Annotated in this window: 12 protein-coding genes; 10 read left to right on the top strand and 2 right to left on the bottom strand. The window is 70.6% G+C overall.

Annotated elements, in window-relative coordinates:
• Positions 1-146: 146 nt before the first annotated feature.
• The 7 genes from ACWDRB_RS33265 (at position 147) to ACWDRB_RS33235 (ending at position 8481) form a co-directional block, all read left to right on the top strand.
• Positions 147-1457, top strand: a complete 1311-nt coding sequence (locus tag ACWDRB_RS33265; protein WP_363962868.1) for an ammonium transporter — start codon at positions 147-149, stop codon at positions 1455-1457.
• Positions 1454-1792, top strand: a complete 339-nt coding sequence (locus ACWDRB_RS33260) for a P-II family nitrogen regulator (protein WP_185071480.1) — start codon at positions 1454-1456, stop codon at positions 1790-1792. Before ACWDRB_RS33265 ends, ACWDRB_RS33260 begins: the two co-directional genes overlap by 4 nt.
• Positions 1793-1889: 97 nt before the next feature.
• Complete coding sequence (locus ACWDRB_RS33255) at positions 1890-4115, top strand: [protein-PII] uridylyltransferase (protein ID WP_350730202.1); 2226 nt, start codon at positions 1890-1892, stop codon at positions 4113-4115.
• 163 nt (positions 4116-4278) lie between these two features.
• Entirely contained in the window at positions 4279-7089 is a 2811-nt protein-coding gene (locus tag ACWDRB_RS33250) for a nitrate- and nitrite sensing domain-containing protein (protein WP_449900380.1), read from the top strand.
• A 21-nt stretch (positions 7090-7110) separates the two neighbouring features.
• Positions 7111-7533 (top strand): roadblock/LC7 domain-containing protein, encoded by a 423-nt coding sequence (locus ACWDRB_RS33245; RefSeq protein WP_185071483.1) that lies wholly within the window; start codon positions 7111-7113, stop codon positions 7531-7533.
• Positions 7534-7559: 26 nt separating this feature from the next.
• Positions 7560-7922: a DUF742 domain-containing protein gene (locus ACWDRB_RS33240; RefSeq protein WP_185071484.1), complete on the top strand. Its 363-nt coding sequence runs from the start codon at positions 7560-7562 to the stop codon at positions 7920-7922.
• Positions 7903-8481: a GTP-binding protein gene (locus tag ACWDRB_RS33235; RefSeq protein WP_192790679.1), complete on the top strand. Its 579-nt coding sequence runs from the start codon at positions 7903-7905 to the stop codon at positions 8479-8481. The genes ACWDRB_RS33240 and ACWDRB_RS33235 overlap by 20 nt, the downstream gene beginning before the upstream one ends.
• Here ACWDRB_RS33235 and ACWDRB_RS33230 read toward each other — a convergent pair.
• Positions 8478-9266 (bottom strand): nitroreductase/quinone reductase family protein, encoded by a 789-nt coding sequence (locus ACWDRB_RS33230; RefSeq protein WP_449900375.1) that lies wholly within the window; start codon positions 9264-9266, stop codon positions 8478-8480. The genes ACWDRB_RS33235 and ACWDRB_RS33230 overlap by 4 nt on opposite strands.
• Before the next feature lie 70 nt (positions 9267-9336).
• On the opposite strand from ACWDRB_RS33230, the gene ACWDRB_RS33225 reads away from it, so the two are divergent.
• Positions 9337-9786, top strand: coding sequence for a MarR family transcriptional regulator (locus ACWDRB_RS33225; protein ID WP_449900373.1), 450 nt, complete (start codon positions 9337-9339; stop codon positions 9784-9786).
• Here ACWDRB_RS33225 and ACWDRB_RS33220 read toward each other — a convergent pair.
• Positions 9778-10542 (bottom strand): TetR/AcrR family transcriptional regulator, encoded by a 765-nt coding sequence (locus ACWDRB_RS33220; protein ID WP_449900371.1) that lies wholly within the window; start codon positions 10540-10542, stop codon positions 9778-9780. The two genes, ACWDRB_RS33225 and ACWDRB_RS33220, sit on opposite strands and share 9 nt — an antisense overlap.
• 82 nt (positions 10543-10624) lie before the next feature.
• Here ACWDRB_RS33220 and ACWDRB_RS33215 point away from each other — a divergent pair, with 82 nt between their 5' ends.
• Positions 10625-11563 carry an ATP-binding cassette domain-containing protein gene (locus ACWDRB_RS33215; protein ID WP_449900369.1) on the top strand — a complete coding sequence of 313 codons (939 nt, stop codon included), beginning with the start codon at positions 10625-10627 and terminating at the stop codon, positions 11561-11563.
• Positions 11560-12339 carry an ABC transporter permease gene (locus tag ACWDRB_RS33210; RefSeq protein WP_449900366.1) on the top strand — a complete coding sequence of 260 codons (780 nt, stop codon included), beginning with the start codon at positions 11560-11562 and terminating at the stop codon, positions 12337-12339. The genes ACWDRB_RS33215 and ACWDRB_RS33210 overlap by 4 nt, the downstream gene beginning before the upstream one ends.
• Positions 12340-12343 lie beyond the last annotated feature (4 nt).

Here is a 12343-nt window from a genome sequence, read left to right as displayed (position 1 = left end):
AGCCGAAATGGGAGGAGTGAGAACACCGAAACGCGTCCGAAACACCAGTGTGGCGAGATTCACGAATGTGAAACACGCCTGGTCGAGTCATGAAACCCCGGACGAACACGCTGTGGCCACACGTCACATGTAAGGAGGGTCGCGTCGTGAAGATCGATAGCGGCACCACAGCCTGGATGCTCGCGGCCACCGCGCTGGTGTTGCTGATGACTCCGGGTCTCGCTTTCTTCTACGGGGGCATGACCAGGGCCAAGAGTGTCCTGAACATGATGATGATGTCGTTCGGCGCCATCATCACGGTCACCATCGCCTGGGTGCTGTTCGGACACTCGCTGGCGTTCACCGACAACCCGAGCTCGGCGATCAACAACGTGGTCGGTGGCTTCGACGCACTCGGCCTGCAGAGCCTGGTGGACACGGCCACCAAGGACGACGGCACCGGCATGCCGAGCCTGGTCTTCTCCGCCTTCCAGCTGACCTTCGCCATCATCACCGTCGCGCTGATCAGCGGCGCGATCGCGGACCGGGCGAAGTTCGGGGCGTGGATCCTCTTCTCCATCCTCTGGGCGACGATCGTCTACTTCCCGATCGCCCACTGGGTGTGGGGCACCGGCTGGCTCAACACGATGGGCATCGAGGACTTCGCGGGCGGCACGGTCGTCCACATCAACGCGGGTGCCGCGGGCCTGGCCCTGTGTCTCGTGCTCGGCAAGCGCACCGGCTGGCGCAAGGAGCCGATGCGGCCGCACAACCTCCCGTTCGTGCTGCTCGGCGCGGGCCTGCTGTGGTTCGGCTGGTTCGGCTTCAACGCCGGCTCCGAGCTGGCCGTCGACGGCACGGCCGGCCTGGCGTTCATGAACACCCAGATCGCCACCGCGGTCGCCGCGGGCGCCTGGCTCGTCGTGGAGAAGATGCGCGACGGGCACGCCACCAGCCTCGGCGTCGCCTCCGGCGCGGTCGCCGGCCTGGTCGCCATCACTCCCGCCTGTGGTTTCGTGGACCCGTGGGCCGCGATGCTCATCGGCCTGCTCGCCGGTGTCCTCTGCGCCTACGCCGTCGGCCTGAAGTACAAGCTCGGCTTCGACGACTCCCTCGACGTGGTCGGCGTGCACCTGGTGGGTGGCGTCATCGGCGCCGTCTCGCTCGGCTTCCTGGCCGCGTACCCCTTCCTCGACCAGCAGAGCAAGGGCCTGTTCTACGGCGGCGGATTCGGCCAGCTGGGCCTGCAGGTGCTCGGCCCGGTCGCGGTCGGCGGCTACTCCTTCGTCATCACCTGGGTTCTCGGGAAGATCATCGACAAGACGATGGGCTTCCGGATCGCCGTCGACGACGAGCGCACCGGCATCGACGTCACCGCGCACGCCGAGACGGGGTACGACCTCGGCACGGTCTACGCCTCCGGCGTGACCTCCCCCAACGGGCCCACCGCCCCGGCAGCTAAGAAGGTGGACGCATGAGGCTCATCACGGCGATCATCAAGCCCTTCAAGCTCGATGACGTGAAGGCCGCACTGGAGCAGTTCGGCATCAAGGGAATGACGGTCAGCGAGGCGAGCGGCTACGGCCGCCAGCGCGGCCACACCGAGGTCTACCGCGGCGCCGAGTACCAGGTCGACCTGGTGCCGAAGGTCCGCCTGGAGGTCCTCGCCGAAGAGGATGACACCGAGGACGTGATCGACGTCATCGTCAAGGCGGCGCACACCGGCAAGATCGGTGACGGCAAGGTCTGGTCCGTCCCGGTGGACACCGTCGTCCGTGTGCGCACGGGAGAGCGGGGTCCTGAGGCCCTGTGACCCGGCGGGGCTCGGCCGAAACGACGGATCCACGGCGACGCCCGGACGACGGCGTCCGGGCTGAGCCCAGCGAGGGGCTCGGCAAGGGGGCAGAGCATTGAGGGGAGAGGCCCGTTCGTACGCCGCGGCCCGCAAGGAGCGGACCGCGGACACCGACCGCTGGCTCAAGGATCTCTTCCGCACGGCGAGCGACGGCGACCACGTCTCACTGGTCGCCGTCGGGAGCCTCGGGAGGGGCGAACTGGCACCAGGCAGCGACCTCGACCTGGTCCTGCTGCACAACGGCCGGGCCGACGTGGCCAGGATCGCCGACCGGATCTGGTATCCGGTCTGGGACTCCGCGGTCAACCTCGACCACTCCGTGCGGACGGTCGAGGAAGCGGTGACCGTCGCCAGGAAAGACCTCAAGGCCGTGCTCGGCCTCATCCAGGCCCGGCACGTGGCCGGCGACGCCGAGCTGACCAAGAAGGCCAGGGAAGCGGTGCTGGCCGAGTGGCGGGCCGACTCCCGGCGCCGCCTCGGCGAGCTGCGTGACGCGGCCGACAAGCGGGCGCAGGTGAGCGGCGAGCTGGCCTTCCTGCTCGAACCCGACCTCAAGGACGGGCGCGGCGGCCTCCGCGACGTCCAGGCCATGCAGGCGGTGGCGGCCGCCTGGGTCGCCTCGGCGCCCGGCCCCAGGGCGCGCGAGGCGTACGAGTTCATCCTCGACGTGCGGCACGCGCTGCACGTCGTCACCGCCCGCGGCACCGACCGGCTGGTGCTGCAGGAGCAGGACGCCGTGGCGGGGGTGCTCGGCCTGCTCGACGCCGAGGCGCTCATGCGCAGGCTCGCCGAGGCGGGCCGTACCATCTCCCACGCCTTCGACGGCACCTGGCGCACCGTTGACAGGCTCGTGTCAGGCCCCGCTCCCCGAGGCCGCCGCCCGCTGGCGGACGGCGTGGTCGAGCACGGCGGCGAGGTGGTGCTCGCCAGGGGGATCGACCCGCGCAAGGACCCCGTGCTGGTGCTGCGCGCCGCCGCCGCAGCGGCCGACTCCGGGCTGCCGCTCGCACCCGCGACGGTGTCCGTGCTCGCAGCTCAGTCGCCTCCCATGCCGGTGCCCTGGCCGGAGGAGGCACGCGACTCGCTGGTGTCGATCCTCGGCGCGGGCCGCGCCGCCGTGCCCGTGTGGGAGGAGCTCGACCAGGCGGGCATCCTTGTCAAGTTGCTTCCTGACTGGGAACGCGTACGCCACCGTCCCCAGCGCAACCCGATCCACCGCTTCACGGTCGACCGGCACCTGATCGAGGCCGCCGCGAACGCCGCCAGCCACACGCGCGAGGTCTCCCGTCCCGACCTCCTGCTGATCGGCGCGCTCCTGCACGACGTCGGCAAGGGCTGGCCGGGGGACCACTCGGCGACCGGCGAGGTCGTGGTCCGCGACATCGCCACCCGCATCGGCCTGCCCGCGCAGGACGTCGACACCCTCGCCACCGTCGTACGCCACCACCTGCTGCTGCCCGAGACCGCCACCCGCAGGGACCTCGACGACCCCGTCACGATCGAGAAGGTCGCCGCCACCGTCGGCACCCGTGAGGTCCTCGACCTGCTGGCCGCGCTCGCGGTCGCCGACGGCAACGCGACCGGGCCGGCCGCCTGGAACAGCTGGAAGGCCGGGCTCGTCGCCGACCTCGTGCGCCGGGTCAGGTCCGTGCTGGCCGGCTCGCCGCCGCCCAAGCCGCCGACCCTGTCGGCCGACCAGACCGCGCTCGCCCGGCACGGCGGCGGTGCCGTCCGCGTCAACGGGGGAGCCGTCACGGTCGTCGCCCCCGACCGGGTGGGGCTGCTCTGGAGCGCCGCCGGCGTGCTGTCCGCGCACCGGCTCATCGTGCGCTCCGCCTCGTCCGCCTCCGCGGGCTCCACCGCGGTGATCGAGTTCTCCGTCATCCCCGAGTACGGCTCCCCGCCCGACCCCGCGACGCTGGAGTCCGATCTCCGTCTCGTCCTTGCTGGCCGTCTTGACATCGAGCAGCGGCTGGCCCGCCGTGCGCGGGCCATGCGGCCGCCCCGGGTACCTGTGGCTCCACCTCGGGTGACACTGGTCGACGACGCCTCCGCGACCGCCACCGTGGTGGAAGTCAGGGCCCATGACAGGCCGGGGCTTCTGTGGCGTATTGGACGGGCGTTCGGCGAGTGTGGTCTTGACGTGAGGGCCGCTCGAGTGGAGACTCTCGGCGCGGAGGCGGTGGACGTCTTCTATGTCGTGGATCGCGCCGGTCGCCCCCTCAGCGATGCCGCGCAGAGGGCACAAGTCCGCGATCAAGTCCTGGCCGCACTGCGATAACCAACAGCACACGACTACCGGTCACATGTGTAACGATTGTGTCCGAAATGCCCGGTAAGTCAGAACCTGCGGATACCTTGTGGACGGCTTGAAGGCCCGTCGGGGACGGGACGATTGAGGGGTAGCGGAAGCAGTGACGGGGAACTCCGACAGCGGCCCAGCCGTGAAGCGGGACCGCGTAAAGCGGCCACTGCCACGCCTGGGCCTGAGAAACTGGCGCGTACGGTGGCGGCTCACCGCCCTGATCCTGGTGCCCACCATGGCCGGCGTCGTGCTCGGGGGAGCGCGAGTCGTCGGATCGGTGCAGAGCATCGGCGACTACGACCGCACGGCGACCGGGGCGGAGCAGGCGGCCCATATCCGCGACCTGCTGCAGGCGATCGGGCTGGAGCGTGACACGGGCGGCTGGATCGGCGCCAACCGTGCCATGCGCAAGAAGCTCGCCCAGCCGCTCGCGCAGCGCAAGGCCGCGGTGGACACGCTCGTCAAGACCGTGAACACCGACCTCGACACGATCGACGACTCGTACGGCCCCCGCATCGTGAAGGCCGCCCAGCAGGTGAAGTACGACCTGGGCCGGCTGCCGAGGATCCGCGCCGAGGGCCAGACCGAGACCATCCGGTACGACTTCCTCACCGACACCCTGCTCAAGCTGCACGACGAGCTGAGCCTGCTGTCCGACGACCCGCAGATCATCGGCCAGTTCCGCGCGCTGAGCGCGCTCGCCGCGGCCAAGGAGGAGGTCTCCCGGCAGCGCGTCCAACTGCTCCAGGCCTCCTACGACACCCAGCACGTGGACGCCAAGGAGGTCGAGCAGTTCATCGCCTCCAACGCCCGCGAGCAGAGCGACATCTCCCAGGTCGGCGCCGAGGCCGGCGTCGAGGTCGGGCTCCAGCTGTCCAAGGCGCTCACCTCGCAGCCCGAGTACGTCAACGTCCAGCTCACCAAGGCGCGCGCGGTCACGCTGGCCAGCGGCCGGGCGCCGGGCGCGCGGATCAGTGACAACCTGATCTCCGCCAACGGCAGCCGCGAGCAGTGGTTCAACGAGAACTCCGTGGCCATCGACGTGCTGCACGGCATCGAGCAGCAGCTGGCCGGCCAGGTGAGCCTGCGCAGCAAGGAGCTCCGCGAGTCCGAGATCAGCAGCGCGATCATCGCAGGGATCCTGATCCTGGCGCTGCTGCTGCTGGTCCTGCTGCTCACCGTGGCCATCGCCCGCTCCATGGTCACCCCGCTGCGCCGGTTGCGTACTGAGGCGCTGGAGGTGGCCGGCTTCCGGCTCCCCGACGTGGTGCACCGGCTGCGGGCCAGCGGTGACGCGTCCGTGGGCGAGGTACGGCCGATCGAGGTCGACGGAAACGACGAGATCGGCGAGGTCGCCAGGGCCTTCGACCAGGTGCACCAGCAGGCGGTGCGGCTGGCGGGCGAGGAAGCCGACCTGCGCAGCAACATCAGCTCGATGTTCGTCAACCTCTCGCGCCGCACCCAGACGCTGGTCGAGCGGCAGATCTCGCTGATCGACGGCCTGGAGAAGGGCGAGCAGGACGGCACCAGGCTGGCCGACCTGTTCAAGCTCGACCACCTGGCCACCCGCATGCGCCGCAACTCCGAGAACCTCCTCGTCCTGGCCGGCCACGAGGCCACCCGCCGGCGCAGCCAGCCGGCCAAGCTGGTCGACGTCGTACGCGCCGCGCTGTCGGAGGTCGAGGGCTACGAGCGCGTCCAGGTCAAGGTGCACCGGGCCACCTCGGTGCTCGGCAGCGCCGCGAACGACCTGGTCCACCTGGTCGCCGAGCTGGTCGAGAACGCCATCCAGTTCTCCCCGAGCAACACCCAGGTCGTCGTCACCAGCAGCCTCATCGAGGGCGGCGGCGCGCTGCTGTCGGTGAGCGACACCGGCATCAGCATGACCGAGGAGGAGCTGGCCGAGGCCAACCGCCGCCTGGCCGAGCCGCCCGTCGTGGACGTGTCGGTCTCCCGGCGCATGGGCCTGTTCGTGGTCGGCCGCCTGGCGCTGCGTCACGGCATCCGGGTCCAGCTCAGGCGGGGCGAGGGCGCCGGCCTGATCGCGATGGTGCTGCTCCCGCCCACGCTGATCGTCGACGGCACGCAGCAGCAGCCGCTGCCGCAGCGGCCCGCGTTCGGCGGCGGTACGGTGCCCACCCCGACGGGCCCGCCCGTGCAGAACGGGACGTTCAAATCGTTCGGCAGCTTCGACTCCTTCGACGGTGGCCGGCGTCCCAACGGACCCGCTCCCAGACACGGTTTCCAGACTTCCGAGAGCACGCCGCCGGGACCGCGCTCGTTCGACAGCGGGCCGTACCATTCGGACCCCGGCAGGGCGGGCGTGAACGGATTCACCGCCGACACCGACGGCGGCTCCTACCGCAGGCAGCCATCCTCGTTCGACTCCAACGTCTACCCGTCGCTCCCCAACACGGGCTCCTACCCATCCGGAAATGGCGCGTTCCAGACGCCTCCGCCGCCCCAGTCGTACCCCACGAACGACGTGCGCCGGCCCGACCCGACGCCCTCGGTCGAGGTGTCGCCGATGGAGCCGGAGCAGGAGGAGTTCCTGCCGATCTTCGCGGCGGTGGAGTCCGCCTGGTTCCGCAGGCCGCCGGAGGAGGCGGCGCCGCAGGTGACCGGAGATGGTGAGGACAAGCCCTCGCAAGCCGTACCCTCTGGGGAGGAAGCGTGGCGAACGGCGGCCGACGCCGGTTGGCGCGCGGCGGCCGCTGCCGCCGAGCCCAGCCTCGGCGGCATGACCGCCGCCGGGCTCCCGAAGCGCACCCCCAAGGCCAATCTGGTTCCCGGTACGGCGAACCAGCAGGCGCAGCCGCAGCAACCGCAGCGGCCGGCTCCGATGCCGCCCGTTTCGGCGGATCGGATGCGCAGCCGGATGGCCAGCTACCAGCAGGGTGTGCGACGGGGCCGCCAGGAAGTACGTGGACAGGAGGAACAGAGTGAGTGAGCGTCCCGCCGGGGAGGATGCGTGACAACCCTTAGCCACGAGGCGAACAGGTTCGACTGGCTGATCACCGACTTCGTGCGTAACACGCCCGGAGTCGCGCATGCCGTCGTCGTATCGGCCGACGGCCTGTGCCTGGCCGCCTCCGAAGGCTTCCCGCCGGACCGGGCCGACCAGCTCGCCGCGGTCTCCGCGGGCCTGCTGAGCCTGACCGTGGGAGCGTCCAGGGTGTTCGAGGGCGGCTCTGTGACGCAGACCGTCGTCGAGATGCAGCGCGGCCTGCTCATCGTCATGGCCATCAGCGACGGCTCCGTGCTGACGGTGCTCGCGGGCCCGGACTGTGACATGGGCCTGGTGGCGTACCAGATGACGCTGTTGGTGGACAGGGCCGGGCAGGCGCTCACGCCGGCCCTGCGGGCTGAACTCCAGGCCGCCAGGACCCGGTGATGTGATGGAACTGATGGGAGAGGGCCGTGTACGGCGTTGACGGAGCTGGGGACGAAGAGCCCCTGTTCCGTCCTTACGCGGTGACGGGCGGCCGATCCGAGCCGCGCTATCACCTCGCGATGGAGACGTTGATCTCGTCGATGTCGATCCCGGACGACGAGATGGCCATGCTCACCCCCGAGCAGGAGGCCATCATGCAGTTGTGCAGGTCGTTCCGGTCGGTCGCCGAGATCTCGGCCCTGCTCCGCGTCCCGCTGGGCGTGGCCAGGGTGCTCGTGGCGGACATGTCCGACGAAGGACTCGTCCGCCTGCACCAGCCACGCCTCAGCCAGGGACAGCCAGACCTCAACATGCTCGAAAGGGTGCTCAGTGGACTACGCAGGCTCTAGCCCCGGGCTGACGTCGACGAAGATCGTCGTCGCCGGTGGGTTCGGCGTCGGTAAGACGACGTTCGTGGGGGCGGTGTCCGAGATCCTTCCGCTCACCACAGAAGCGGTGATGACGGACGCGTCCGCGGGCATCGACGACCTCGGTCTCACCCCCAACAAGCAGACCACGACGGTGGCCATGGACTTCGGCCGCCTCTCGCTCGACCGCGACCTGATCCTCTACCTGTTCGGCACGCCCGGGCAGCACCGGTTCTGGTTCATGTGGGACGACCTCGTCCGCGGCGCCATCGGCGCGGTGGTGCTGCTCGACACCCGCCGGCTGGCCGACAGCTTCCCCGCCATCGACTACTTCGAAGAGGCGAAGCTGCCGTTCGTGGTCGGCGTCAACGGCTGGGACGGGCAGTTCCCGCACGCCGAACAGGAGGTCAGGGAGGCGCTCGCGCTGTCGCCGCACGTGCCGATCGTGCGTACCGACGCCCGCAACCGCGAGTCGGTCAAGGCGACGCTGATCTCGCTGGTGGAGCACGTCGTGCGGCTGCGTGCCGCACCCGTGCGCTAGCTCCAGGGGACGCTCTCCAGCGAGTTGAGCACCGGCACCAGCTGCTGCTCCTCGTAGGCGAAGTGGGCCTCCATCTCGCCGGCGATGCGCTCCAGCGTCGCCGGCCCGGGGGCCTCCCGCAGCTCGGCGACCAGCCCGGCGATCACCGCGTGCTCGGCGCGCAGCCGGTCGAGGGGCTCCTTCAGCTCGGGGAAGAGCTTCTCCAGGTGCGGGAACGCCACCCGGTCCTCGCCGTTGTGGTGGAAGATCATCGCGTCGCAGAAGGCCAGGCAGTGCGCCCGCAGGTCACCGGCGGGCGCCCCTTGGCGGACCTTGGCCAGCTCGCCCCTGAGGTGGTCGTGGATCCTGGCCAGCTCGTCCCCGAACGCCTCCAGCCGCTCGCGCTCGGGGTACAGCGCGATGACCGGGATGACGCGCTCGGTGTTTTGCTGGTACGTGGCGAAGGCCGGGTTGATCGCGGCCTGGCGGGCGTACAGGCGGTCGCGCTCCTCGCCTTCGAGCGGCACCGCCCGGGCCGCGAACCGGTCCTCCCCCAGCTCGACGACGACTCGCGGGTTGGCGAGCACGTTGTGGTACCAGGCCGGGTGGGCGGCGCCGCCCGCGTTGGAGGCGAACACCAGGACCCGCTCGCCGTCCCGCAGGTAGACGGCAGGGTTGGTGCGCCGCCGGCCCGTCTTGGCGCCCGTGGTGGTGAGCAGCACGAGAGGCGCGCCCTCGAACATGCCGCCCACCTTGCCGCCGTTCGCCCGGAACTCCTCGATCACCTGCTGATTGAAATCGGTCACGTCATATCCTTGGACGAGGCTTCGTATTTGCTTTGCAAGCAAAGCTAATTTAGACATCAAGGTGTTCGACATGTCAACAGACGGCTTGAGCGTGGACGACGGGATCAGGACGCTGCTGCTGCTGATGCCGCGGATGGTCGGGCGGGTCAAGCGGCTGGGGGTGCCCTCTGAGCTGCAGTCGTTGTCCCTGGCGCCCCGGCACCTGTCGCTGCTTGCCTACCTGCTGTTCGACGGGCCGATGACGGTGAACGAGCTGGCGGCCCGGCTGGAGGTGGCGCCCGCGACGGTCAGCCTGATGGTGGGGGATCTGAGCAGGAAGGGGGTGCTGGACCGGCGCGAGGACGACACGGACCGGCGCCGTACGATCGTGAGCATCGCGGACCGGCACCAGGAGTCGATCAACGAGTGGCTCGGCTACGGAGCCAAGGCCTGGCGCGAGGCCCTGGAGCCGCTCACGCCGGAGCAGCGGCGGATGTTCGTGGACACCCTGATGGCCTACGAAAAGGCCCTATCAGGCTGATCGGCGGCTTATGAGGGCCTCGACGCCGTCGAGGACGCGCTGCAGGCCGAACTCGAAGGCGTGCCCCGGGCTGTAGGCGGCGTTGAGCGCCTCGCCCGCCGCCTGGCCGACGCGCGCGGCCGTGGGGTAGCGGGCGGCGTCGGTGATCCGGCTGAGGAAGGGCGCGTGCGCGGCCCACCACTGCTCGTCGGTCATGCCCGTCAGGCTCTCGGCCTGCGCCGCCTCGACCGCGCCGCGTGCCGCCCCGTGCACGAACCCGGCGACCAGTGTGATCACCGAGTCCATCTCCAGGTCCGTCAGCCCGATGCCGTCCACGGCGCGCAGGTCGTAGTCGTACTTGGCGGTGACGTTGGGCCCGAGCACCGGGCGGCTCGACGCCACCTGCAGCAGCCACGGATGGCGCAGGTAGAGGGCCCAGCTCTCCCTGGCGATCTGCTCCAGCCGGCCCCGCCAGCCCCCGGGCACGTCCTGCGGCCTGGCCGCCTCGCCGTAGACGGTGTCGAGCATGACGTCGAACAGCTCGGGCTTGCCCGGCACGTACGTGTAGAGCGACATCGTCCCGACGCCCAGCCGCTCGGCCACGCGGCGCATGGACAGCGCCGCCAGCCCCTCGGCGTCGGCCACCTCGATGGCCGCGCGCACGATGCGGTCGACGCTCAGCTCGGGCTTGCCCTTGCGGCTGACGCGCTCGCTGGTGCGCCAGAGCAGCGCCAGGCTGCGCGCGGGGTCGCCCTTTCCCGGGTACTCAACGGTCACATCCGTACGGTACACCGTACGGTTGCCGCCCTGAACCGTATGCTGTACGGTACGGCGTACGGAATCAAGGGAGGGGACACGCATGCCGGCGGTGCTCGCGCAGGACCTGCGCAAGAAGTACGGCGAGAAGGCGGCGCTCGACGGGATCGACCTCGACGTGGGCCGGGGCACGGTCTACGGCCTGCTCGGCCCCAACGGCGCGGGCAAGACCACGACCGTCCGCATCCTCACCACCCTCCTGCGCGCCTCGGGCGGCCGCGCGGAGGTGGCGGGGTTCGACGTGGCGACCCAGCCCCGGCAGGTACGCCGCAGCATCGGCCTCGTCGGCCAGCACGCCGCCGTGGACGAGATCCTGACCGGGCGGCAGAACCTGGAGCTGTTCGGCCGCCTCCACCACCTCGGCCCGTCTCGGGCCCGGGCCAGGGCGGACGAGCTGCTGGAGCGGTTCGGGCTGGACCACAAGGGGCCGGCCAAGGAGTATTCGGGCGGCATGCGGCGCAGGCTCGACCTCGCGGCCAGCCTGATCCTGGCGCCGCCCGTGCTGTTCCTCGACGAGCCGACGACAGGGTTGGACCCGCGCAGCCGCACGGAGATCTGGCGCGCGGTGCGCGACCTCGTCGCCGGCGGCACCACCGTGCTGCTGACCACGCAGTACCTGGAGGAGGCCGACCAGCTCGCGGACCGGATCGCCGTGATCGACGCCGGCCGGGTGGTCGCCGAGGGCACGCCGGACGAGCTCAAGTCCAAGCTCGGCGGCGACCGGCTCGACGTGGTGATCCACGACCCGGCACGGCTCGACGAGGCCGCCGGAATCGTCCGCGGGGCGGCCTCGGGGCCGGCCGAGGTCGATCGGGACACCAGGCACGTGAGCGCGCCGGTGGGCGACCGGGTGCGGGCGCTCACGGAGGCGCTCGCGGCCCTGGCGGCCGCCGGGATCGAGGCCGAGGACGTGGCGGTGCGCCGCCCCACGCTCGACGAAGTCTTCCTGAACCTCACCGACCGCCGAGGGGGCGCCGTATGAGATGGGCTCTGGCAGACGGCTGGACCGTCGCCCGCCGCGACTTGATCCACTGGGCGAACCAGCCGATGACGGTGGTGTTCGGGATCCTCTTCCCCGTGGTGATCACGCTGGCCTTCGGCTATCTGTTCGGCGGCGCGGTCAAGGTGCCTTCGGGGGCCGACTACTTCGCCTTCCTCATGCCCGGCATGTACGGCATGACGATGCTCTTCGGTCTCAGCGCCACCATGATGGCCGTCGCCACCGACGTCTCCAAGGGCGTCACCGACCGCTTCCGCTCGATGCCCATGGCGCCTTCGGCCGTGCTGATCGGCAGGGCCGTGGCCGACCTGCTCAACTCGGTCCTGATCCTGGGCGGACTGCTGGTCTGCGGCCTGGCGGTGGGCTGGCGGCCGTCCTCGTTCCCGGGCGCGCTGGCCGCCGTGGGCCTGCTGCTCCTGCTGCGCTTCTCGCTGCTCTGGGTCGGCATGTACCTGGGGCTGCTGCTCAGGGATCCGGGCGGCGTGGTGGCGATCCAGGTGCTGGAGTTCCCGGTCGGCTTCCTGTCGAACGCCTTCGTCGCCCCTGACACGATGCCGGGCTGGCTGGGCGCGATCTCGGAGTGGAACCCGCTGTCGTCCACGGTGGCGGCGGCCAGGGAGCTCTTCGGGAACCCCGGCTGGGGCGGCGACTCCTGGGTGGCCCAGCACGCCGTCCTGATGGCGATGATCTGGCCGGTGGTGATCACCGCCGTCTTCTTCGTCCTGTCGGTACGCCTCTACCAGCGGCTCGACCGGTAGGGCG

The organism is Nonomuraea sp. NPDC003707, from assembly GCF_053587055.1.
Note: the sequence above shows the minus strand (reverse complement) of the source record. Positions and strands in the feature narration are given on the sequence as shown.